Source organism: Kitasatospora sp. LaBMicrA B282 (genome assembly GCF_050325825.1).
Classification (GTDB): domain Bacteria; phylum Actinomycetota; class Actinomycetes; order Streptomycetales; family Streptomycetaceae; genus Kitasatospora.
This window is the reverse complement of the sequence record NZ_JBNQTI010000037.1, coordinates 10,717-33,215: the sequence shown is the minus strand read 5'-3', so window position 1 is coordinate 33,215 and position 22,499 is coordinate 10,717. Positions and strand designations below refer to the sequence as shown.

Annotated in this window: 18 protein-coding genes; 7 read left to right on the top strand and 11 right to left on the bottom strand. The window is 72.7% G+C overall.

Annotated features, from left to right (window positions below; genetic code table 11):
• Positions 1-101: 101 nt before the first annotated feature.
• The 3 genes from ACQRUO_RS13325 to ACQRUO_RS13315 all read left to right on the top strand — a co-directional run bounded on the left by ACQRUO_RS13325 (position 102) and on the right by ACQRUO_RS13315 (position 2,258).
• Positions 102-383, top strand: coding sequence for an HPr family phosphocarrier protein (locus tag ACQRUO_RS13325; protein ID WP_428316066.1), 282 nt, complete (start codon positions 102-104; stop codon positions 381-383).
• Positions 384-550: 167 nt separating this feature from the next.
• On the top strand, positions 551-1,258 hold the full coding sequence (locus ACQRUO_RS13320; protein ID WP_428316065.1) for a class I SAM-dependent methyltransferase: 708 nt from the start codon (positions 551-553) through the stop codon (positions 1,256-1,258).
• Positions 1,259-1,421: 163 nt separating this feature from the next.
• Positions 1,422-2,258: an LAGLIDADG family homing endonuclease gene (locus tag ACQRUO_RS13315; RefSeq protein WP_428316064.1), complete on the top strand. Its 837-nt coding sequence runs from the start codon at positions 1,422-1,424 to the stop codon at positions 2,256-2,258.
• Here the strand turns inward: ACQRUO_RS13315 and ACQRUO_RS13310 are convergent.
• The 3 genes from ACQRUO_RS13310 to ACQRUO_RS13300 all read right to left on the bottom strand — a co-directional run bounded on the left by ACQRUO_RS13310 (position 2,248) and on the right by ACQRUO_RS13300 (position 6,650).
• Positions 2,248-3,441 carry an RtcB family protein gene (locus ACQRUO_RS13310; RefSeq protein WP_428316063.1) on the bottom strand — a complete coding sequence of 398 codons (1,194 nt, stop codon included), beginning with the start codon at positions 3,439-3,441 and terminating at the stop codon, positions 2,248-2,250. The genes ACQRUO_RS13315 and ACQRUO_RS13310 overlap by 11 nt on opposite strands.
• Positions 3,442-3,915: 474 nt before the next feature.
• Positions 3,916-5,304 carry a M16 family metallopeptidase gene (locus tag ACQRUO_RS13305; RefSeq protein ID WP_428316062.1) on the bottom strand — a complete coding sequence of 463 codons (1,389 nt, stop codon included), beginning with the start codon at positions 5,302-5,304 and terminating at the stop codon, positions 3,916-3,918.
• Positions 5,301-6,650, bottom strand: coding sequence for a M16 family metallopeptidase (locus ACQRUO_RS13300; protein ID WP_428316061.1), 1,350 nt, complete (start codon positions 6,648-6,650; stop codon positions 5,301-5,303). The genes ACQRUO_RS13305 and ACQRUO_RS13300 overlap by 4 nt, the downstream gene beginning before the upstream one ends.
• A gap of 277 nt (positions 6,651-6,927) precedes the next feature.
• Between ACQRUO_RS13300 and ACQRUO_RS13295 the strand changes: the two genes are divergently transcribed.
• The 3 genes from ACQRUO_RS13295 (at position 6,928) to ACQRUO_RS13285 (ending at position 11,631) form a co-directional block, all read left to right on the top strand.
• A complete protein-coding gene (locus ACQRUO_RS13295; protein ID WP_428316060.1) occupies positions 6,928-9,378 on the top strand; it encodes a DNA gyrase/topoisomerase IV subunit A in 2,451 nt (816 codons plus the stop codon).
• Positions 9,379-9,430: 52 nt separating this feature from the next.
• Positions 9,431-10,333: a sucrase ferredoxin gene (locus ACQRUO_RS13290; RefSeq protein ID WP_428316059.1), complete on the top strand. Its 903-nt coding sequence runs from the start codon at positions 9,431-9,433 to the stop codon at positions 10,331-10,333.
• A 206-nt stretch (positions 10,334-10,539) separates the two neighbouring features.
• Positions 10,540-11,631, top strand: a complete 1,092-nt coding sequence (locus ACQRUO_RS13285) for an NlpC/P60 family protein (RefSeq protein WP_428316058.1) — start codon at positions 10,540-10,542, stop codon at positions 11,629-11,631.
• A gap of 57 nt (positions 11,632-11,688) precedes the next feature.
• Here the strand turns inward: ACQRUO_RS13285 and ACQRUO_RS13280 are convergent, their stop codons facing one another.
• The 7 genes from ACQRUO_RS13280 to ACQRUO_RS13250 form a co-directional block, all read right to left on the bottom strand.
• Positions 11,689-12,924, bottom strand: a complete 1,236-nt coding sequence (locus ACQRUO_RS13280) for an alpha/beta hydrolase family protein (RefSeq protein WP_428316057.1) — start codon at positions 12,922-12,924, stop codon at positions 11,689-11,691.
• A gap of 147 nt (positions 12,925-13,071) precedes the next feature.
• Entirely contained in the window at positions 13,072-14,739 is a 1,668-nt protein-coding gene (locus ACQRUO_RS13275; RefSeq protein ID WP_428316056.1) for a solute symporter family protein, read from the bottom strand.
• A complete protein-coding gene (locus ACQRUO_RS13270) occupies positions 14,736-15,254 on the bottom strand; it encodes a DUF485 domain-containing protein (RefSeq protein WP_428316055.1) in 519 nt (172 codons plus the stop codon). The genes ACQRUO_RS13275 and ACQRUO_RS13270 overlap by 4 nt, the downstream gene beginning before the upstream one ends.
• 184 nt (positions 15,255-15,438) lie before the next feature.
• Positions 15,439-16,242 carry a response regulator gene (locus ACQRUO_RS13265; RefSeq protein WP_428316054.1) on the bottom strand — a complete coding sequence of 268 codons (804 nt, stop codon included), beginning with the start codon at positions 16,240-16,242 and terminating at the stop codon, positions 15,439-15,441.
• A gap of 65 nt (positions 16,243-16,307) precedes the next feature.
• Positions 16,308-17,489, bottom strand: a complete 1,182-nt coding sequence (locus ACQRUO_RS13260) for a sensor histidine kinase (RefSeq protein ID WP_428316053.1) — start codon at positions 17,487-17,489, stop codon at positions 16,308-16,310.
• A 51-nt stretch (positions 17,490-17,540) separates the two neighbouring features.
• Positions 17,541-18,026, bottom strand: a complete 486-nt coding sequence (locus ACQRUO_RS13255) for a DUF1453 domain-containing protein (protein WP_428316052.1) — start codon at positions 18,024-18,026, stop codon at positions 17,541-17,543.
• Between the two features lie 245 nt (positions 18,027-18,271).
• Positions 18,272-20,383 (bottom strand): DNA gyrase/topoisomerase IV subunit B, encoded by a 2,112-nt coding sequence (locus tag ACQRUO_RS13250; RefSeq protein WP_428316051.1) that lies wholly within the window; start codon positions 20,381-20,383, stop codon positions 18,272-18,274.
• A gap of 501 nt (positions 20,384-20,884) precedes the next feature.
• On the opposite strand from ACQRUO_RS13250, the gene ACQRUO_RS13245 reads away from it, so the two are divergent.
• On the top strand, positions 20,885-21,115 hold the full coding sequence (locus ACQRUO_RS13245; RefSeq protein ID WP_101382443.1) for a DUF7455 domain-containing protein: 231 nt from the start codon (positions 20,885-20,887) through the stop codon (positions 21,113-21,115).
• 145 nt (positions 21,116-21,260) lie between these two features.
• Here the strand turns inward: ACQRUO_RS13245 and ACQRUO_RS13240 are convergent, their stop codons facing one another.
• The gene (locus tag ACQRUO_RS13240; RefSeq protein ID WP_428316050.1) at positions 21,261-22,214 is read right to left on the bottom strand and encodes a S1 family peptidase; all 954 of its coding nucleotides are present in this window, start codon (positions 22,212-22,214) and stop codon (positions 21,261-21,263) included.
• Between the last annotated feature and the right edge of the window lie 285 nt (positions 22,215-22,499).

Sequence of the window (22,499 nt, the reverse complement as noted above, 5' to 3'; positions counted from 1 at the left end):
CTTTTTCCGTGTCCGTACGGGTTGCACCGTTTGCCCCGCGCCCGTGCCAGAATGGTCTAGACAACAAGTCGCATCCCTGCACCATCGGAAAGGCACGTCTCATGGCTGAGCGCCGCGTCACCATCGGCTGGCCCGAGGGCCTGCACGCCCGTCCCGCCTCCGTCTTCGTGCGGGCGGCCGCCGCCGTCGGCGTCCCGGTCACCATCGCCAAGGCCTCCGGCGGCAACCCCGTCAACGCCGCCTCGATGCTCGGCCTGCTGGCCCTCGGCGCCGAGGGCGGCGAGGAGGTCGTGCTGGCCTCCGACGCCCCCGACGCCGACGCCGCGCTGGACCGGCTGGCCAAGATGGTCCAGGAGGGCCTGGACGAGCTGCCCGCCGCCTGACCCGGCGGGCCCACCGGCACCGAAGGGGCATCCCGATCGCCGCGGGGTGCCCCTTCGGCCTGTGCGTGTTCCTTCGCCTGTGCGTGCCCGTTCGGCCCAGGCGTGCCCCAGCAGCCGACCCACGGCAACCGCTGCGCCGACCGCACCCCCGGTGCCACCCTGTCCTGATGGACCATCAGGAGCTCGCCCGCCTCGCCCACCTCCACCACCCCGTCGCCGCCCCGCTCGCCGACGACACCGTGTCCGCCCTGCTGCGCCGCGCCGTGCGGCGCGGTGACGAACGGGTGCTGCACCTCGGCTGCGGCAGCGGCGCCTGGCTGCTGCGCGCCCTGACCGCGCACCCCCAGCTGACCGCCGACGGCGTCGACCCCGACCCGGCCGCCCTCACCGCGGCCCGCACCGCCGCCGAACAACTCGGCGTGATCCGCCGCCTCGGCCTGCACCACCGGGCGCCCACCGACTTCGTCCCGCCGCACCGCTACGACCTGGCGCTCTGCATCGACGCGGCCGCACCCCTCGGCGACCCGACCGCGGCCCTCACCACCGCCGCTCGCCACCTGACCCCGGACGGCACCCTGCTGTTGGGCGCGAGCTTCCGGCAGCACCCGGACGACCTGCCCGCCCTCGTCGAGTCGATCACCACAGCCGGCTGGCTCCCCGTCCACGGCCACACCAGCAGCCGCACCGAGCTGGACGACTACGCCTGGTCCCGCACCGGCTCGCTCACCGCCTGGGCCCTGGAGCACCCCGACCACCCCGCCGCCACCCAGGCCCTGCAAGCGGCCGCCGACCAGCGCACCACCTGGCTGCGCGAGGACCGCACAGCCCTCGGCTTCGTGACGCTATTGCTGCGCCGCCCCGCGGCGACGGACTGACCAGCAGGAGCGGCCCACCGGACGCAAGTGGCCCCGCCGGAGGTGATCCGGCGGGGCCACTGGCCTGGGACATGCGAACGCATCTTCGATTTCGGTCACACTTTCGACTGAGCTGTTCACTGTTCGATAGTCGCGAGGCGGTGTCCGGTCGGATGCTGCGGACATGGCCTACTTCGATCTCCAAAACCCCGACCACGCCTACGCCTTCGGCTTCCTCCAGGCGGACGGACACCTCCACCAGGGGCCCGGGCGGAAAGGGCAGCTCACGGTCGAAATCAATGCGCATGACCGACCGTTGCTGGAATCCTTCCAGAGGCTTTTCCCCGTCAACAGCAGCATCACGGAACGCTGTCGGTCGACCAACTTCGCGACCAGGAGCGAGACCGCTGTGTGGAGCGTCTGCGCTCTCGACTTCCGGGAAGAGCTCAAGGCCCTCGGCCTGCCAGCCGGCCGGAAGTCCGCCACCATCGCACCCCCGCAACTGCCCCACTCCGAGCGGGACTACCTGCGCGGCCTGATAGACGCGGACGGCTCACTGGGGCGGACGGCTGCAGGCCTACCGTTCGTGAGCCTGACTACCGACAGCACTGAGGTCATCTGGTACTTCAGCAATTACATGAAGCAGTTGACCGGTGTGGTCCATACGCCGCGAAGGAACCGCCGGGACCAGATCTACAACCTGATCTACACCATCGAGGACGCCGTTGAGCTGGCCCGGACTCTCTACTATCCGGGCTGCCTTGCCCTTCCTCGCAAGGCGACTGCCAGCGAGTTCGTGGCGAGTTGGCTGCGGCCTCCCGGCATGCGGCGACAAGTGGAGCCGCGCCGGAGTTGGACCGCCGACGAGGACGACATCCTCCTCGCAGCGGCCACTCCGGCCGAGGCAGCTGCCCAGCTCGACCGCTCGGTGAAGAGCTGTGTCATGCGCCATTGGCGTCTGGTCGGACCGCAGCGCTCCAGAAAACGTTCCGTCCCCTCGGGGGCGACTGTCAGCCCTTGATGCAGATGACCTGCTTGATCTGAGCCACGATCTCGACAAGGTCGCGCTGCTGCTCCATGACCTTCTCGATCGACTTATACGCCCCAGGGATCTCGTCGATCACCCCGGCGTCCTTGCGGCACTCGACGCCGCGGGTCTGCTCCGCGAGATCCCGCACGGTGAACCGCTTCTTCGCAGCGGTCCGGCTCATCTTTCGGCCGGCACCGTGCGACGCCGAGTTGAACGAGTCCGCGTTGCCAAGCCCGCGGACGATGAACGAACTCGTGCCCATCGAGCCCGGGATGATCCCGTACTCGCCCGAGCCTGCCCGGATCGCACCCTTGCGGGTCACCAGCAGGTCCACGCCGTCGTAGCGTTCCTCGGCGACGTAGTTGTGGTGACAACTGATCACCGGCTCGAACGTGACTTTCAGCTTGCGGAACTCGCGGATCAGCACGTCCTGGAACAGGGCCATCATCACCGCACGGTTCCGCTTGGCGTAGTCCTGCGCCCAGAACAGGTCCTGGCGGTAGGCACTCATCTGCGGGGTGTCCGCGATGAACACCGCCAGGTCGCGGTCGACCAGGCCCTGGTTATGTGGCAGTGAGCGCGCGACGGTCATGTGGTGCTCAGCGAGCTCCTTGCCGATGTTGCGGGAACCCGAGTGCAGTAGCAGCCAGACCGAATCTGACCGATCAAGGCACAATTCGATCATGTGATTTCCGGATCCGAGCGTTCCCATTTGCTTCAGTGCCCGTTCGCGACGCCCCTTGACCGCCGGCGCGACCTCGTCGAACCCCGCCCAGAAGCGGTCCCAGCCCACACCGGACAGGCCGTACAGCCCGCCCGGGTCGACCGGATCGTCATGCATGTGGTGCCCGACCGGGATCGCTTCCTCGATCTTGGAGCGCAGCCGGCTCAGGTCGTCCGGCAGGTCGCGGGCGGTGAGCGAGGTCTTCACCGCGCTCATCCCGCAGCCGATGTCCACGCCGACCGCGGCCGGGCAGACCGCGCCCTTCATGGCGATGACGGAGCCGACGGTGGCGCCCTTGCCCAGGTGGACGTCGGGCATCACGGCCAGGCCGTGGAGCCAGGGCAGGGTGGAGATGTTGCGCAGCTGCTGGAGCGCCGCGCCTTCGACGGTGGCCGGATCGGTCCACATCCGGATCGGGACGCGGACGCCGGGTACTTCGGTGTACGACATGGTGGAAGGACCCCCAAAGGTCGACAGGATCAAGGGTAGGACTGCCACGCGAAGGGTCCGGCGTGGCTCGGGAAGTCTCGGGAGGGTGCGGCTCACGGCCGCGGCACGCACGACGGCGTGGTTCGCTCAGGCGGCGCGGCGTTGAGCAGCGCGGCGTTGAGCGGCGCGGCATTCGCCGGCGCGGCGTCGGGCGGCCCCGGCGGCGGCGAAGGGCGGCCTCGGGGAGCGCTCGGCGCGACCGCGTCGCCCGACTGGCTCGACCCGCATGGTGACCGCCTCCTCTCGTTCCGCTCGCTCGACCCGTACGACGTCCGTTGCCGCCGGACCGGTTCCGGTCCGCGGCGGCTGGGCCCAATCAACCCATGGCGCGACCGACCGGCGCAACGGATTAATCGGATCGGCCGCCCACACGCACGGAGGCCCGGCGGGCGCACCCGCCGGGCCTCCTGATGACCGATCAGTCGACTCGCGACCTCAGTTGGTCACCACCGTGACCGGCCCGATCCCCAGCTCGCGGACCGGGTCGGCGATCACCGAGGCGTCGCCCACCAGCACCGTGACCAGCTTCTCCGGCGGGTAGGCGGCGACCACGGCCGTGGTGGCGGCGGCCGTGTCGAGGGCCGCCAGCCGGCGGTAGACCTCGGCCTGGAAGTCGTCGGGCAGGCGCTGCTCGACCTGGTCGGCCAGGGTGGCGGCGACCGAGCCGGCGGTCTCGTACTTCAGCGGGGCCACGCCGACCAGGAACTGCACGGCCTCCTCGCGCTCGGCGTCGGTGAGGCCCTCGGCGCCCAGGGTGCGCAGGATGGTCCAGGTGTCGGCCAGCGCGGGGGCGGTGGAGGCGGTGTCCACCGAGCCGCTGATCGCCAGCAGCGCGCGGCCGGTGCCCTCCGCGTTGGAGCGCAGCGGCTGGGCGAAGGCCCGCACGCCGTAGGTGTAGCCCTTCTCCTCGCGCAGCACCCGGTCCAGCCGGGAGGTGAGGGTGCCGCCCAGGCAGTAGGTGCCGAGGATCTGCGCGGCCCAGGCGGGGTCGTGCCGGTCCGGGCCGATCCGGCCGATCAGCAGCTGGGTCTGCACCGAGCCGGGGCGGTCGACGATGATCACCCGGCCGGCGTCGTCGGCGCTCACCGCGGCCGAGGCGCTGGGGGTGGCCTTCTCGCCGGTCCAGCGGCCGAGGGTGGACTCCAGCAGGGCGGGCAGGTCGATGCCGGTGAGGTCGCCGACGACCACCAGGGTGGCGGTGGCGGGGCGGACGTGGTCGGCGTAGAAGGCCTGGACGGCGGCCCGGTCGATCCGCTTGACCGTCTCGGCCGTGCCGGAGCGCGGGCGGGAGAGGCGGTCGGCGGCATCGAACAGCTCGGCGTAGAGCGCCTTGGCGGCGCGCCGGGCCGGGTTGGCCTGCTCGTGGACGATCTCGTCGAGCCGGTTGGCGACCAGGCGCTCGATCTCGTCGGCGGGCAGCGCGGGGGCGCGCAGCGCGTCGGAGAGCAGGGTCAGGCCGCGCTCCAGGCGGGAGGCGGGGACCTCCAGGACGACCCGGATGCACGGGTGGTCGGCGTGCGCGTCCAGGGTGGCGCCGGCCCGCTCCAGTTCGGCGGCGAACTCCTCGGCGGTGAGGGTGTCGGTGCCCTCGCTGAGCGCGCGGGCCAGGATGGTGGCGACACCGTCCAGGCCCTCGGGCTCGGCCGCCAGCGGGGCGTCGACCAGCACCTCGACGGCGACCAGCTGCTGGCCCGGCCGGTCGCAGTGCAGCACGGTGAGCCCGTTGCCGAGCGCGGTGCGCTGCGGGGCCGGGAACGCCCAGGGGGTGGGCGTGCCGGGCTGCGGCTGGGGGTGGAAGGTCATGGTGGGCACGTAGGCGCTCATGCGGCGTCCTCCTCGGCAGCGCCGTCGGCGGCGTCATCGTTGTCGCCGCTGGCGGGCAGCGGCTCGTAGACCAGCACCGCGCGGTTGTCGGGGCGCAGCCGGGCCGCGGCGACCGCCTGGACCTCCTCGGCGGTGACGTCGAGGACCCGGGCGAGGGCGCTGTTGACCAGTTTGGGGTCGCCGAACAGGACGGCGTAGCGGCACAGTTCGTCGGCGCGGCCGGCCACGGTGGTGAGCCGGTCGAGCCATTCGCGCTCGATCTGTGCCTGGGCCCGCTCGAGTTCCTGGGTGGTGGGGCCCTCGGTGGCGAACCGGGCGAGCTCCTCGTCGACGGCGGTCTCGATCTGCTGGATGGTGGCGTCGCCGGAGGTCTTGACGTCGAGCCAGCCGAGCGAGGGGGCGCCGGAGAGGCGCAGCAGGCCGAAGCCGGCGGAGACGGCGGTGCGGTCACGGCGGACCAGCCGGTTGTAGAGCCGGCTGGACTCGCCGGAGCCGAGCACGGTCAGGGCCAGGTCGGCGGCGTCGGCCTCGCGGGTGCCGTCGTGCGGCAGCCGGTAGGCGGCCATCAGGGCGCGGGAGGGGACCTCCTCCTCGATCAGTTCGCGCGCCTCCTGGCCCATGGTCTCGGGCAGGGTGCCGTCGCGCGGGGGCTGCTTGCCGTCGTGGCCGGGGATGCTGCCGAAGTACTTCTCGACCCAGGCGATGGTCTGCTCGGGGTCGATGTCGCCGACCACCGAGAGCACCGCGTTGTTGGGCGCGTAGTAGGTGCGGAAGAAGGTCCGGGCGTCTTCCAGGGTGGCGGCGTCCAGGTCGGCCATCGAGCCGATCGGGGTGTGGTGGTAGGGGTGCTCGGCGGGGAAGGAGAGCGCGGTGAGCTTCTCGAAGGCGGTGCCGTAGGGGACGTTGTCGTAGCGCTGGCGGCGCTCGTTCTTGACGACGTCGCGCTGGTTCTCCATCGAGGCGTCGTCGAGCGCGGCGAGCAGTGAGCCCATCCGGTCGGCCTCGAGCCAGAGGGCGAGCTCGAGCTGGTGGGCGGGCATGGTCTCGAAGTAGTTGGTCCGCTCGAAGCTGGTGGTGCCGTTGAGCGAACCGCCGGCGCCCTGGACCAGCTCGAAGTGGCCGTTGTTGGAGACGTTCGCCGAGCCCTGGAACATCAGGTGCTCGAACAGGTGCGCCAGCCCGGTGCGACCCTTGACCTCGTGGCGGGAGCCCACGTCGTACCAGAGGCAGACGGCGGCGACCGGTGTCAGGTGGTCCTCGGAGAGCACCACCCGCAGGCCGTTGGCCAGGCGGTGCTCGGTGATGGCGATGCCTCCGTGCTCGGAGGCGGCGGCCGGGTTGGCCATGCGCTCGGATCCTTCCCGTCGGGTTGGGTCGGGGGGTCGTTACCGCCCCCATTGTGGTGCAACGCGTACGGTGCCGGGATGTGTCCGCGCACGGTGCTCGTTCGCCACCGGCGGAAGCGGGTCGGCCCTCGCCGGCGGAGCCGTTCCGGCGGCTGCCGGGTCGGCCGCGCCACGGCCCGGGGCCGGGGTGTCCGTGCGAGGGTCCACAATGGGGGGCGCCGTATGCCCCGGTGACGACATGTGAAGCAGCTGACAGACGCAAGGGAGCCCCGCCGCGATGGCCCGCCGCAGTTCGCCGACCCCGCCGCCCGGAGATTTCGAGGAGCGGATCCTCGACGTCGACGTCGTGGACGAGATGAAGGGTTCCTACCTCGAGTACGCCTACTCGGTGATCTACTCGCGCGCCCTTCCGGACGCCCGGGACGGTCTGAAGCCGGTGCACCGGCGGATCCTGTACCAGGCCAACGAGATGGGCCTGCGCCCGGAGCGCGCGCACGTGAAGTGCGCCCGGGTGGTGGGCGAGGTGATGGGTCGGCTGCACCCGCACGGGGACGCCTCGATCTACGACTCGATCGTCCGGATGGCGCAGCCGTTCTCCATGCGGGTGCCGTTGATCGACGGCCACGGGAACTTCGGTTCGCTGGGCAACGACGACCCGCCGGCCGCGATGCGGTACACGGAGTCGCGGCTGACCGCGGCCTCGATGGCGCTGGTGGAGTCGATCCACGAGCAGACCGTCGACTTTGAACCGAACTACGACGGCAGCGAGCAGGAGCCGTCGGTGCTGCCGGCCGCGTTCCCGAACCTGCTGGTCAACGGTGCCACCGGGATCGCGGTCGGGATGGCGACCAACATGCCGCCGCACAACCTGACCGAGGTGGTGGCGGCCGCCCGGCACCTGATCAAGCACCCGGGTGCCGACCTGGACACCCTGATGCGCTTCATCCCCGGCCCGGACCTGCCGACCGGCGGTCGGATCGTGGGTCTGTCGGGCGTCCGGGACGCGTACGAGACCGGGCGCGGCACCTTCAAGATCCGTGCCACCACGACGGTGGAGAACGTCACCGCGCGGCGCAAGGGCATCGTGGTGACCGAGCTGCCGTTCACGGTCGGCCCGGAGAAGGTGATCGCGAAGATCAAGGACCTGGTCAACGCGAAGAAGCTGCAGGGCATCGCGGACGTCAAGGACCTGACGGACCGCGAGCACGGCCTGCGGCTGGTGATCGAGGTCAAGAACGGCTTCGTGCCGGAGGCCCTGCTGGAGCAGCTGTACAAGCTGACCCCGCTGGAGGAGAACTTCGGCATCAACAACGTCGCGCTGGTCGACGGCCAGCCGCTGACGCTGGGTCTGCGGGAGCTGCTGGAGGTCTACGTCGACCACCGTTTCGAGGTGGTCCGCCGGCGCAGCGAGTTCCGCCGCACCAAGCGGCAGGAGCGGCTGCACCTGGTCGAGGGCCTGCTGGTGGCGCTGCTGGACATCGACGAGGTCATCGCGCTGATCCGGTCCAGCGAGAACGCGGCGCAGGCCAAGGAGCGCCTGATGGAGCGCTTCTCGTTGTCGGACACGCAGACCGCCTACATCCTGGACACCCCGCTGCGCCGGCTGACCCGGTTCGACCGGGTGGAGCTGGAGGCGGAGCAGGCGAAGCTGACCACCGAGATCGCCGAGCTGACCGAGATCCTGGAGTCGGACGGCAAGCTGCGCAGCGTGGTCTCGGGTGAGCTGGCCGCGGTGGCCAAGCAGTTCGGCACCGAGCGGCGCACGGTGCTGCTGGAGGCGGGCGCGCTGCCGTCGGCGGCGTTGGCGGTGCCGCTGGAGGTCGCGGACGACCCGTGCCGGGTGTTGCTCTCCTCGACCGGGCTGCTGGCCCGGACCGCGGACGGCGAGGGCGGTCCGGAGCTGGAGGGCCGGGCCAAGCACGACGTGATCGTCTCGGCGGTGCCGGCCACCGCGCGTGGTGACGTGGGGGCGGTGACCTCGGCCGGGCGGGTGCTGCGGCTGCCGGTGATCGACCTGCCCGCGCTGCCGCCGCAGCCGACGCTGTCGTTGGCGGGCGGGGCGCAGGTGAGCGAGTTCCTCAAGTTGGACGCCGGTGAGCGGTTGATCGCGCTGACCACGCTGGACGAGTCCTCGCCGGGGCTGGCGCTGGGCACGGTCCAGGGCGTGGTCAAGCGGGTGGTGCCGGAGTGGCCGGCGAACAAGGACGAGTTCGAGGTGATCGCGCTCAAGGAGGGCGACGAGCTGGTGGGCGCGGTGGAGTTGCGCACCGGCGAGGAGGACCTGGTCTTCATCACCAGTGACGCGCAGTTGCTGCGCTACCCGGCGGGCCAGGTCCGGCCGCAGGGGCGGCCGGCGGGCGGGATGGCCGGGATCAAGCTCGCCGACGGGGCCCGGGTGATCTCGTTCACCGCGGTGGACCCGGCGGCGGACGCGGTGGTGATCTCGGTGGCGGGTGCGTCGGGCACGCTCACCGGGGAGGCGCAGAGCACCTGGAAGGTGACGCCGTTCGAGCTGTACCCGCGCAAGGGCCGGGCCACCGGTGGGGTGCGCTGCCAGCGCTTCCTGCGCGGTGAGGACTCGCTGGCCTTCGCCTGGGCCGGTGCGGCCCCGGCCCGGGCGGCGGCGGCGAACGGCACGCCGGTCCTGCTGCCGGAGCGCGACCCGCGGCGCGACGGCTCCGGCACGCCGGTCGCCAAGCAGATCGCGGCGGCGGCCGGGCCGGCCTGACCAGGCCCGCTGCTCACCCGGGCGCCCGACCGCACGACGGTAGGGTGCCCGGGTGAGCACCTGTACGAATATCTCCCAGGAGTTGGCCGAGCCGCTGGCCGCCACCGCCGCCACTGCGGCGACCTGGCTGCTGGTCGAGCAGAACGGCCCGTGGGGGGCGAATGCGCTGACCGGGAGTCACCTCGGGGCGGAGCTGGGGCGGGCGCTGGACGCCGCCGCGGCGGGCACCGGGGTGCGGGTGGCGCTGATCCGCCGGCCGGGCCGGCATGCCGACGACCGGCCGGCGGCGGGGCACCAGGTGATCCTGGCGCACACCGTGCCCGGGCGGGGCTGGGTCCGCCGGGCCGAGGTGGCGCGGCCGGCGGAGTTGCTGGCGCTGGACTTCGCCGCGGCCGGCGCGGGCGATCACCGGGGTTTCGGCGCGGCGCACCACGGCGGTCCGCTGGCCCTGGTGTGCACCAACGGGCGGCGCGACCGCTGCTGCGCGCTGCTCGGCCGGCCGCTGGCCGCCGAGCTGGCCGCCGCCGGGCACAGCGAGGTCTGGGAGGTGACCCATCTGGGCGGTCACCGCTTCTCCCCCACCATGCTGGTGCTGCCGTACGGCTACGCCTACGGGCGGTTGACCGACGCCGCGGCGAAGGAGGTGCTGGCGGCCACCGCCGCCGGGCACACGGTGCCGCAGTGGTCGCGGGGGCGGTCCTGCTGGGAGCGGCCGGCGCAGGCGGCCGAGCACGCGGTGCGCGAGCTGACCGGGGAGGGCGCCGCGGAGGCGCTGACCGTGGTGCAGCAGCCGGTGGCGGAGGGCGCGTGGCGGTGCGTGGTGCGGCACCTGGACGGGCGGGGCTGGGTGGTCGAGGTGGCGGCGGTGCCGGGTGAGCCGCCGCGGCCGGAGAGCTGTGCGAAGGCGCCGGGCCGGCCGGTCGCGATGGTGGTCGGTTCGGTGGTGGCGGCGTAGGTCCGGTGCGGATGGTCGCGGGCGCCGGTGACCGAGCGTGCACCCTCGGTCGGCGTAGTCCGTGACGCGGCGCGCCGATCGCTCTGCTTAGCGTGGCGGCCGTGGGACCGCACCGCGCGGCTCCCGCAGTGCTGTGCGGAAGTGGGCCGCTCGGCCCGCTCCGCCGTCCCGGCCCCGGCCGGGCGCACGGAAGGAGTGCACCGCACATGAAGCCGGATCAGAACCCGGACCAGACCTCCGCCGGCCTGATAGCCGACCCGACCGTCGAACCCCCGGACGGCCGGCCCCGGAACCAGCCGCCGGTCGACCCGGATCGACCGGGCCTGGCCGCCGATCCCCACTCCGCCGAGGGTGGTGGTCACCATCGGGCCACCCGGCTGCGGCACAAGGTGGGGCTGGCGGCCGCGATCGTGGCGGGCGCCGGTTCGATCGGCCTGGGCGCCGACGTGGCGAACGCGGCGACCCTGCCCGAACATCCGGCCGCGGTACCGGGGCTGGTCAGCGCGGACGACGACGGCTCCGCGGGCTACACCGACGATCAGGGCAGCGACGACCAGGGCTACGGGGATGACCAGGGGGACGGCGGCGACCAGAGTCACGCCGACGACCAGGGGGACGGCAGTGACCAGGGCTACGGCGACGACCAGAGCTCGACGGACAGCGGCTCCGACCCGTCCGACAACGCGTCCGACTCCTCGGGGAACGGTTCCGGCACCGACGACGCCGGCAGCGGAGGGCTGAAGCAGGGCTGGGACGGCTCGGTCTACTGGTTCCAGAACAGCGCCGGCGAATGGCGCTACACCAGCCACCGCGACTACTACCTCAACCGCATCGGCGCCACCGGCGACGACACCGGCACCACCAGCTCCGGCAGCTCCGGCAGCTCCGGCGGCACGGACGACTCCGGCAGCGGCAGCCGGTCCGAGGCGGCGACCGGGGACGTGGAGAGCGCCGTGGAGTTCGCCGAGGCGCAGCTCGGCAAGCCCTTCGAGTGGGGCGGCAACGGCCCGGGCGGCTACGACTGCTCCGGCCTGGCGCAGCAGGCCTTCCTCCGCGCCGGCATCTCGCTGCCCCGGATCGCCGACGAGCAGTACGGCGCCACCACCCCGGTGAGCGCGAGCCGGATGCAGCGCGGCGACCTGCTCTTCTGGTCCTACGACGGAACGGTCAGCGGGATCCACCACGTGGCGATCTACCTGGGCGACAACCGGTACGTCGAGGCCGCGCACCCGGGCACCTCGGTCCGCACCGAGACGCTGAACAGCGGCTACCGCCCGAGCTTCGTCGGCCGTCCCTGAGGCCGATCCGCTCCGCTCCGCCGGGCCCCGGTCGCACTGCTGCGGCCGGGGCCCGGCTCAGGCGGGCAGGTTCTGCCGGAACAGCGCGAGCACCTTCGGCATCGCGGCGACCCGGGAGGGCGAGTGCTCGATCGGGCCGAGGTCGGTCAGCGTGACCCGGGCGCCGTCGGCGGTCAACTGCTGCGCGCAGTGCACCGAGTCGAGGTAGGCCACGTCCTTGTCGCCGTCGGCGGCGAACAGGTGGACCGGCACCCGGGGCGTCCAGGAGGAGCAGCTGTCGTCGTTGTCGGTCAGCGCCGCGAGCAGCGCGCCGGTCGGGTGCTGGGCCCAGACGATCGCGTGGGGGGTGAGCAGCTGCTGCGGGGTGGCGGGCAGTTCGCCGAAGATCTCGGCGTCGCTGTGGGTGCCGTCGTAGAGCGACTCGATCCGCTGCGCGTAGGGCTGTTGGAAGAGCTCGGCCGGGTCGTCGTACAGGTGGTAGGTGCGGTTCATCGCCACCAGCCAGTAGGCCAGGAAGTAGTTGGCGTCCACGCCGCGCAGGGTGCCGTCGAGGGCGGCCGGCAGTTCGGCGTGCTGCCCGTCGTAGGGGCCGCTGTAGGGGGCGAGTCCGGCCAGGTCGAAGTGCGGCACCCCGCCCTCCTGCAGCGCCTTGCCGAGGGCCATCGCGGCGGGGCCGCCCTGCGAGAAGCCGGTCACCTGGACGCCGCGGTCGAGCCGGTGGCCGTGGTCGCGGGCCACCTGGCGGGCGGCGTGCAGCAGGTCGACCGTGGCGGTGGTCTCGGAGGCCAGGTCGTCGTAGGGGTGCGGGCCCGGACCCAGGCCCAGGCCCAGGTAGTCGGGGGCGACGGTGGCGTACCCGGCGGCGGCGAAGATCGAGGTGTCGCCGCGCTGGCTCTCGTCGACCGAGGCGGTCTCGGTCCTGATCGCCATGGTGCCGTGGTCGAAGACGACCACGTGCAGGGCCCGTCGGTCGGTCTCCGGCAGGCTGACCAGGCCACTGGCGGTGGTGGGCCGGCCCTGCGGGTCGACGGTGCGGTACACCACCCGGTAGTGGTCGACGCCGTACTCGGGGGCGGTGCCGGTGTAGCCGCGCTCGGCGATCTGGGCGGCGGCGGCCTGCGGGGAGAGCTGCTGGACCTGGGTGACCGAGACGATCTCGCCGCGGTGGGCCGTCCGGTCGGCGGCGAAGGTGGGCGCGGCGGTCGCGCCGACCGCGAGCGCGGCGGTGAGCACGGCGGCGGTCGGCAGGGCGGGGCGCGGGCGCCGGGCGCGCCGGCGGGCTTCGGTTCGCATGCGGCAATCCTCTCGCCGCCCGCCGCCCGAGCCATCGGGGAACTTCCCTTACCGGTACCTGATCTGACCCCGAGTCACCTCAGGGTTCGGATCGACCGGGGGCCGGTCACCGTGGCGCACTGGGCGCCGCGGTGACCGGCCGGGGGCTCAGACGGCCCCGGCTCCGGTGAGCGAGCGCACCTCGAGTTCGGCGAACTTGTCGGGGTCGGCCCGCTCCTCACCGCTGACCGTGCCCACCCAGCCGAGCAGGAAGCCGAGCGGGATGGAGATCAGGCCGGGGTTCTCCAGCGGGAACCAGTGGAAGTCCACGCCGGGGAACATCGCGGTCTTGCTGCCGGAGACGACCGGCGAGAAGAGCACCAGGACGAGGGCCGGCACCAGGCCGCCGTAGGTGGCCCAGCAGGCACCGCGGGTGGTGAAGCGGCGCCAGAACAGGTTGTAGAGCAGCGTCGGCAGGTTGGCCGAGGCCGCCACCGCGAAGGCCAGACTGACCAGGAAGGCGACGTTCAGCCGCTGGGCGAACAGGCTCAGCACGATGGCCAGGCCGCCGATCACCACCGCGGCCAGCCGGGCCACCACCACCTCCTGGCGTTCGGTCACCGGCGGCCGGTCCGCCCGGCGGAACGCCTGGGCGTAGAGGTCGTGGGCGAAGGAGACCGAGGAGGCCAGGGTGAGGCCGGCCACCACCGCGAGGATGGTGGCGAAGGCGGTGGCCGAGATGACGGCGAACAGCAGGGTGCCGCCGGTGCTGCCCTCACCGCCGCCCAGGTGCAGCGCGAGCAGCGGGACCGCGGTGTTCCCGGCCGAGTTGGCCGTCTTGACCGCCTTGGAGCCGACCAGCGCGGTGGCGCCGAGGCCGAGCACGATGGTCATCAGGTAGAAGGTGCCGACCAGGCCGATCGCCCAGATCGTGGAGCGGCGGGCGGCCCGGGCGGTGGGCACCGTGTAGAAGCGGGAGAGGATGTGCGGCAGGCCGCCGGTGCCCAGCACCAGGGCGAGGCCGAGGCTGACGAAGTCGAGCCGGCTGGTGACGGAGGCGCCGTACTTGAGACCGGGCTCCAGGTAGCGTTCGCCGGCGCCGCTGCCGCGGGCCGCCGCGTGCATCAGCTCCGCCAGGTTGCCCTGGTAGTGCACCAGCACCAGCACGGTGAGCAGCACCGCGCCGGTCATCAGCAGCACGGCCTTGACGATCTGGATCCAGGTGGTGGCCCGCATCCCGCCGACCGTGACGTAGATGATCATCAGGGCGCCGACCGCGACGATGGTCCAGCCGTTGGCGGCCACGCTGGTGGTGCCGAGCAGCAGGGCCACCAGGCTGCCGGCGCCGACCATCTGGGCGATCAGGTAGAGCAGGGTGACCACCACGCTGGCGCTGCCGGCCGCGGCGCGCACCGGGCGGTGGCGCATCCGGGTGGCCAGCACGTCGGCCAGCGTGTAGCGGCCGGTGTTGCGCACCAGTTCGGCCACCCACATCAGCACGACCAGCCAGGCCACCAGGAAGCCGATGCTGTAGAGCATCCCGTCGTAGCCGTACAGCGCGATCAGGCCGGTGACGCCGAGGAAGGAGGCGGCGGAGAGGTAGTCGCCGGAGAGCGCGATGCCGTTCTGCAGCGGGCCGAAGTCGCGGCCGCCGGCGTAGAAGTCCTCGGCGGCCTGACCGCGCCGGCCCACCCAGAGGGTGATCGCCAGGGTGACCACGACCACCAGGGCGAAGAGCACCACGGCCAGCGCGTGGTGCTGGTCGGGGGCCGGCGCGGGCGGCCTGGCGGCGGGCAGCGCGGCGAGCGGGGCGGTGGTGAACGCGGTAGGTGTCATCGCAGCTGGTCCTGGGTGTCCCAGCGCAGGCCGAGGGCGGCCCGGTCGCGCTTGGTGCGGGCGTTGCGGGAGTAGAGCCAGGTGAGCAGGAAGGTGGAGACGAACTGCAGCAGCCCGAGCAGCCAGGCCACGCTGAACGGGCCGGCGAGCCGGGTGCGCATCAGGTCCGGTGCGGCGGCCTGGGTGATCACGTAGGCCAGGTACCAGCCCATGAACAGGGCGGTGGCCGGGAAGACGAACCGCCGGTAGGTGCGGCGGATGTCCTGGAAGGCCGCGCTCTGCTGGACCTGGCGGTAGACCTCGGCGGCCGCCGGGTCGGAGATCCGCCGGGTCGGCTGGGACGCGGGGAGGTCGTGGAGCGACCGCTGGGCCGGGACGCTGGACCGTGGGCCGGCCGGACGGGGGCGGACGGCCCGCTGCGTCACGCCGGGCGCACCGGTGGTCGCCCACCAGTCGAACCGCTGGCCCTGGCGGGGCGTGCGACCGGTCTGACCGGTGACGTCGTGCTGTGCCAAGACTGCTCCCTGAACGGGATGCACCACCGAACGGTGGGGCGTCGAGGATCGGCGCCCAGCACTTCCGGACGACCCGCCCCGAAGATCCATTCGGCGTACCGACGGCGCCCTGACGGGTTCCATCTTTGCGGCTCGAAAACCCAAATGTGGCCTTCAGCAGGACTTTTCACCTGATGAGGTGAGATCAGTCGGTCTGCGAACCACGAGAAAGTCCATGTCGGAACGCATAACTGACCGCTTGTGCACGATCTCGAACGGCGGTTTTCGCGAAGAGGTTGTTGATGTGCGTCTTCACCGTCGCCGGACTGACGAAGAGCCGCGCCGCGATCTCGGCGTTGGACAGGCCGTCGGCGATCAGCCCGAGCACCTCGGCCTCACGGGCCGTCAGGCCGTCCGGCAGCCCGCGGGAGGTGACCGGCGGCTCGCGCCGGGCCGGCTCGACCGGCGCCCCGCCGGAGCCTGCCGCGCCCGCGTCCGGGCCCGCCCGGTGGCCCGCCCCCGCTCCCCCGCCCACCGAACCGGCGGCCGGACCGGCCGCGGAGAACCGTTCCAGCAGCCGCCGCTGCACCTGCGGGGAGAGCCCCGCCGCGCCGGCCCGGACGTCGGCGATGGCCCGGGCGATCTCCTCCGCCCCCGCGTCCTTGGTCAGGTAGCCGCGGGCACCGGCCTCCAACGCCGGGAAGAGCGAGTCGTCGTCCGCGAAGGTGGTCAGCACCACCACCTCGGTGCCCGGGTGCTCGGCCCGGATCCGCCGGGTCGCCGCCACCCCGTCGCAGCGCGGCATCCGCAGGTCCATCAGCACCACGTCCGGGGCCCGCTCGGCGACCAGCCGCACCGCCTCCTCACCGTCCGCGGCCGCCCCGACCACCTCGATCCCGGGCAGCAGGCCGAGCAGCATCACGATGCCCTCCCGCACCACGGTCTGGTCGTCCGCCACCAGCACCCGGGTGAGTTCCGCCGCGTCCCCGGCGCCGTCCTGCCCGCTCATCCGCCACCCCGCTCGTCCTCGATCCGCTCCGCCACCCCGGTTCTACCTCCTCGCCCCCGCCCCGGTCACGTCGGCAGGCGCAGCAGCACCGACCAGCCGTCACCGTCGGGGCCCGCGGTCAGGCTGCCGCCGAGCAGTTCGGCCCGCTCCCGCATCCCCAGCAGGCCGTAGCCGCTGCCGCTGCCGGCCAGCTCGGCCGCGCTCGCCCGCTCCGCCGCCGCGGCCGGCGGGGCGCCGCCCCCGGTGTTGCGGACCGCCAGCTCCACCACCCGGTCGAGGTAGCGCAGCTCCACCGTGCGCTGCGCCCGCGGGGCGTGCTTGCGGATGTTGGTGAGCGCCTCCTGGGCGGTCCGCCGCACCGCGAGACCGGCATCGGCGGCGAGCGGCCGGGGCGTGCCGGTCACGGTCAGCCGGGCCTGCTCCGCTTCGGCCAGCTGCACCAGGTAGTCGCCGACCGGGGTGAACTCGCCGCGCAGCGCGGAGAGCGCCTGCCGGGTCTCCTGCAGCCCCTCCTGGGCCATCCGCCGGGCCGCCACCACCCGCTCCTTGACCTGGTCGCGCTCGGCCCCGCCGTCCAGCATCAGCCGGGCCGCCTCCAGGTGGACCAGCTGGGCCGAGAGGCTGTGGGCCAGCACGTCGTGGATCTCCCGGGCGATCCGGGCCCGCTCGGCCAGCGCCGCGCTCTCCGCCTCGGCGGCGCGGGCGGCCTGCTCCTGTTCCCGCAACCGCAGCGTGGTGCCGCGGGCGTCGGCGTCCAGCCGCATCAGGTAGCCCAGCAGCACCAGGCCGCCGGCGGTGAGCAGCACCCCCAGCGAGGTGTCGCCGCTGCTCGTGGCGTAGGAGATCAGCGCCGCGGCGCAGACCGGCACCCCGGCCACCAGCGGCAGCCGCAGCAGGGCCATCACCGCCAGCACGCACCAGGTCACGTTGGCCAGCATCGAGGCGCCCACGTGCACCGCGAGCTCGGCGACCACCAGCACCTGGGCGGCCGCCAGCAGCGCCGGCAGCGCCCGGCGCCGCCGGCTGGCCCAGACGAAGGCCGGCAGCAGCCCGAAGACGGCCGCCATCAGCACCGAGGCCACCACCGCGTCCCAGCCGTGGAACCTGGCCCCGGTCACCGTCCCGACCAGGACCACCACCAGCAGCGCCAGTCGTCCGGCGTTGTCCAGCAGCAGGCCGGGCAGCGAACGCTCCCGGCGGGCCAGGGCCTCGCGCGAGGGCCAGCGCATCCAGGTCTCCAGCTGCACGGGCCCTCCTCCAACGGTGACGCCCTGGGCGTCGACGGCGGCGCTGATGGCTCAGTCCACCAGGCTCAGCACGGGCGCGCTCTCCAGCCCCCGCGCCCTCCAGTTGACCACGGCGCCGCGGACCAGCAGCAGCACTCCGAGGCCCAGGTAGAGCGCGTTGGCGCCCTGCTGCACGTGCAGCGCGGAGCCGAGCGCGAACAGGCCGATCCGCACGGCGATCGTGCCGACCCAGGCCGCCAGGGTGGCCGCGTTGCCCTTGATCCAGACGCTGCCGTCGGTGGCCCGCCACATCTTGACCGTCCAGCCCCAGACCGAGCCCATGGCGACCTCCGCCAGCACCCCGGCGAGCAGCAGGACGACGGCCAGGACCTGGTGGTGCGGGTCGATCAGGTGCTTGCCGGCCAGGCCGAGCGCGCCCAGCACCAGGGGCAGCACCCAGAACCGGCGTTCGGTGTCGATCCTGCGGGCCCGCACCTGGCGGGCCAGGACCAGGACGACCACGGCAAGGATGACGAGGATGTTGGCGGTGCCGGTCATCGGACTTCGCTCCGTCTCGACTGGGTTTCTGCGACGTTCACGAAGCTACGGATCCCGGCGGCCCGGCTGATCGGCTCCAGGGTTGAGCGCGGGTTGAACCAACGCCGCGGGGGGGGGTCCCCCCGCGGGGGGGGGGGCCCCCCGGGCCGGGCTGCCGTTTTTTTCTCACTCTCCCCCCTTGCATTTCCCCTTCTCCCCCCCCCCCCCCCCCCCCCCCCCCCCCCCGGGCCCGCTCGGCGGTGCGCTCAGACGTCGATCCGGGAGCGGTCCATGGTCGCCCCGGAGTCGACGATGAACTCCTTGCGCGGTGCCACGTCGTTGCCCATCAGCAGGTCGAAGACCTGCTCGGCGGCCTCCAGGTCGCCCAGGTTGATCCGGCGCAGCATCCGGTGGCGCGGGTCCATCGTGGTCTCGGCCAGTTGGTCGGCGTCCATCTCGCCCAGGCCCTTGTACCGCTGCACCGGCTCCTTCCAGCGCAGCCCCTTGGCCTGGAACTCCAGCAGGGTCCGGCGCAGCTCGGCGTCGGAGTAGGTGTAGTGGTACTTCTCCTGGCCGCGCTTGGGGTTGGTGAGCTCGGTCCGGTGCAGCGGCGGGACGGCCGCGAAGACCCGGCCCTGCTCGACCATCGGGCGCATGTACCGCTGGAAGAGCGTCAGCAGCAGGCAGCGGATGTGCGAGCCGTCGACGTCGGCGTCGGCCATGAAGATCACCCGGCCGTAGCGGGCCTGGTCGATGTCGAAGGTCCGGCCCGAGCCCGCCCCTATCACCTGGATGATCGCGGCGCACTCGGCGTTCTTCAGCATGTCCGAGACCGAGGCCTTCTGGACGTTGAGGATCTTGCCGCGGATCGGCAGCAGCGCCTGGAACTCGGAGTTGCGGGCCAGCTTCGCGGTGCCGAGGGCGGAGTCGCCCTCGACGATGAAGAGCTCGCTGCGCTCCACGTCGTCGCTGCGGCAGTCGGCCAGCTTGGCCGGCAGCGAGGAGGTCTCCAGCGCGGTCTTGCGGCGCTGTGCCTCCTTGTGCTGGCGGGCCGCCACCCGGGTCCGGGCCGCCGCCGCCACCTTCTCCAGCACGGCCCGGGCCTGGACCTTCTCGTCCTTCTTGGTCGAGCCGAGGAAGGCCTTGAGCTCGCGGGCGACCACGGCGGCCACGATCCGGTTGGCGGCCGAGGTGCCGAGCACCTCCTTGGTCTGGCCCTCGAACTGCGGCTCGGCCAGCCGGACGGTGACCACCGCGGTCAGGCCCTCGGTGGCGTCGTCCTTGGTGATGTCGTCCTCGGCCACCCGGAGCAGCTTGGCGGCCCGCAGCGCCTCGTTGACGGTCTTGGCCAGCGAGCGCTCGAAGCCGGTGACGTGGGTGCCGCCCTTGGGAGTGGCGATGATGTTCACGAAGGAGCGCAGCGTGGTGTCGTAGCCGGCGCCCCAGCGCAGCGCGATGTCCACGCCCAGCTCGCGGGTGACCTCGGTGGGGGTCATGTGGCCGAGCTCGTCCAGGACCGGGACGGTCTCCTTGAAGGTGCCCTCGCCGCGCAGCCGCAGCACGTCGCAGACCGGCTTGTCGGGGGCCAGGAACTCGCAGAACTCGCCGATCCCGCCGTCGAACCGGAAGACGTCCTCGCGGACCTGCTCGCTCTCGGTGAGCCGCTCGTCACGGACCACGATGGTCAGGCCCGGCACCAGGAAGGCGGTCTGCCGGGCCCGGCTGTGCAGGTTCTCCAGCGAGAGCTTGGCCTCCTTGAGGAAGATCTGCCGGTCGGCCCAGTAGCGGATCCTGGTGCCGGCGCGGTTCTTGGGCACCTTGCGGGTCTTGGTCAGGCCGCTGGCCGGGTCGAACGGGGCGTCCGGGCTGAGCTCGGTGAACATCCCGGGGGTGCCGCGGCGGAAGCTGATCGCGTGGGTGTGGCCACCGCGGTCCACCTCGACGTCGAGCCGGGCGGAGAGGGCGTTCACCACCGAGGCGCCGACGCCGTGCAGACCGCCGGAGGCCGCGTAGGAGCCGCCGCCGAACTTGCCGCCGGCGTGCAGCTTGGTCATCACGACCTCGACGCCGGACAGGCCGGTCTTGGGTTCGACGTCCACCGGGATGCCGCGCCCGTTGTCCCGGACCTCGACCGAGCCGTCCTCGTGCAGCAGCACCTCGATCCGGTCGCAGAAGCCGCCCAGCGCCTCGTCGACCGAGTTGTCGATGATCTCCCAGAGGCAGTGCATCAGGCCGCGGCTGTCGGTGGAACCGATGTACATGCCGGGCCGCTTGCGGACCGCTTCGAGCCCCTCGAGGACGAGCAGATGCCGAGCGGTGTAGTTGGATCCGTCCTCCACGGCACGCAGGGCGGGCGGCACGGTCGTTTCGGCACTCACGCGGTGCACTCCTCCAAAGAGACATCTGACTCGGTCCGGCGGGCGGTCCCCGGTCCTCCCCGGGCTCCGTTTCCGCACGCACCCGACCACTGCACGAATCACCCCGGCTCCGCAGCTTGTACGCGCTGCGCGAACACGGGCCGGGCCCGATCCACCGCACGGGAGGGCCATATCGCCAGCGTCCGACGGATCCTGGCGGACCGTCGAACCCGTCGCGGGGGCTGGAACTGCCGAGATGCAGGCTACCGGTGCTCAGGGCGGGGCTTATGCTCCAACCCAGTAGGGGATTATGCTACGCCCACCCTCGGACAACAGTTCGAAGATGCGTTCGAGTGGGAGGCAGGTCGCGGTTTCCGGCACGCATGAACCGCCGGCGCCCGGGGCACGTCCTCATCAACACAGCAGAATCCTCAAAGAAGAAAAGCCACGAGCGGGAACGTTTTCGGCCTGGTTGGATGTTGACCCTGGTACGACAGCTCGTCGAGCTAGAGAAGAGGCGACGTGACTACTGTTCTGACACCTGCGAGCCCGCTCACCGCGGCTGACCGCTGCGACCGCTGCGGCGCCCAGGCCTACCTGCGCGTCGTCCTGGCCAGCGGCGGGGAGCTGCTGTTCTGCGCCCACCACGGGCGCAAGTTCGAGCCGGAGCTCAAGAAGATCGCCGTGGAGATACAGGACGAGAGTGGTCGTCTCGCCACCACGACGGCCTCGGCCGCCAACGACGAGCGCTGAGCGTTCGACGCTCCCCTTGACGTGCTGAGGTCGGCCCTTGCGGGCCGGCCACTGGGCGGCAGGCCTGGCGGCCTGCCGCCCAGCGTCGTATCCGGACCCGGTCACCGGGCACGCCGAGTTGTCGTACGGCTACCGAACGCGCCGATCACGACTGCGGGTTGGACGGCGGCTGTGAGCTGGGCGACAGCGGCGGGTTGGCCGAGAGCTGGGCGTTGACCTCGTCGGCGACCGCCGCGAGCCGGGTGTAGACGCCCGGGTGCCGGGCCTCCGCGCAGCCGGCGCCCCAGGAGACCAGCCCGACCAGCCGGCCCCCCACCACCAGCGGCCCGCCGCTGTCACCCTGGCAGGCGTCCGCCCCACCGTGCTCGTCGTCCCCGGCGCAGACCATCCCGCGGGCGTCGAAGGCGCCGTCCGCCCCGCCCGGGTAGTCGGCCGCACACACCGAGTCGGCGACGATCGGCACCTGCACGCTGCGCAGTGCCTTGGCGTAGTTGGCCCGCCCCGTGGTGTCACCCCACCCGTACACCTGGGCCGGCGTGCCCGGTGCGTAGGGCGCCGTCTCCCCCGGACCGACCATCGGCAGCACCGACCGGCCGTCCTGCGGCACCGCCAGCGTGAGCACCGCGACGTCCTGCATGTTCTGCTCGAACGAGTACTGCGGGTGGATCCAGACGTTGGTGACCGGGACCTCCTGACCCTTCTTCTGGTTGGTCAGGTCGGTCCGGCCGATCACCACGGCCAGGCCGGGACGGTCGGTCGGCCGCCCCTGCTCGTCGTAGAAGCAGTGCGCCGCGGTGATCACCTTGGTCGGGGCGACCAGTGTGCCCCCGCAGAACTGCCCGGACCGGCCGTCGCCGAACTGGGTCCGGCTGGCCACCGCGACCATCCACGGGTGCACCCCCGTGCTGTCCGCGGAACCGCCGACGATCCGCCGGTCCGCCTGCGCCGGTCCGGCCCCCAGCGAGACCAGCACCGCCGGGAGGGTGGCCAGCGCGGCCAGCACGGCGGCCCGCCGCCTGGTCTCACGGCCGCACCCGCGGGCTGCGGGCCGCGCGGCCGGGCGGGTGGTGGAGCCGGACGGCGGGGACGAGAGGGACATCACACAACACTCCGGGCGCATCGACGGCAGGCAACCGCCACAGCGTAGTCACTGCCTCACCCTGAGTTCCCGTCAGCCGCCACCCGGCCACCCGGACGAGGGAACGCGGACACCGCCGGATGACAGCACGGCGGAGGCGGCTCGGCGATGACGGCGGGGCCGGAACGGCAACGGGGCCCGGGACGGTCGAAACCGTCCCGGGCCCCGTGGGGTGTGTAGGGGGGTGACTGCTGAAAACCCCCCATCCCTTCCCCTCCTGCGCGCCGCACCCCTTCGCGACAAGGG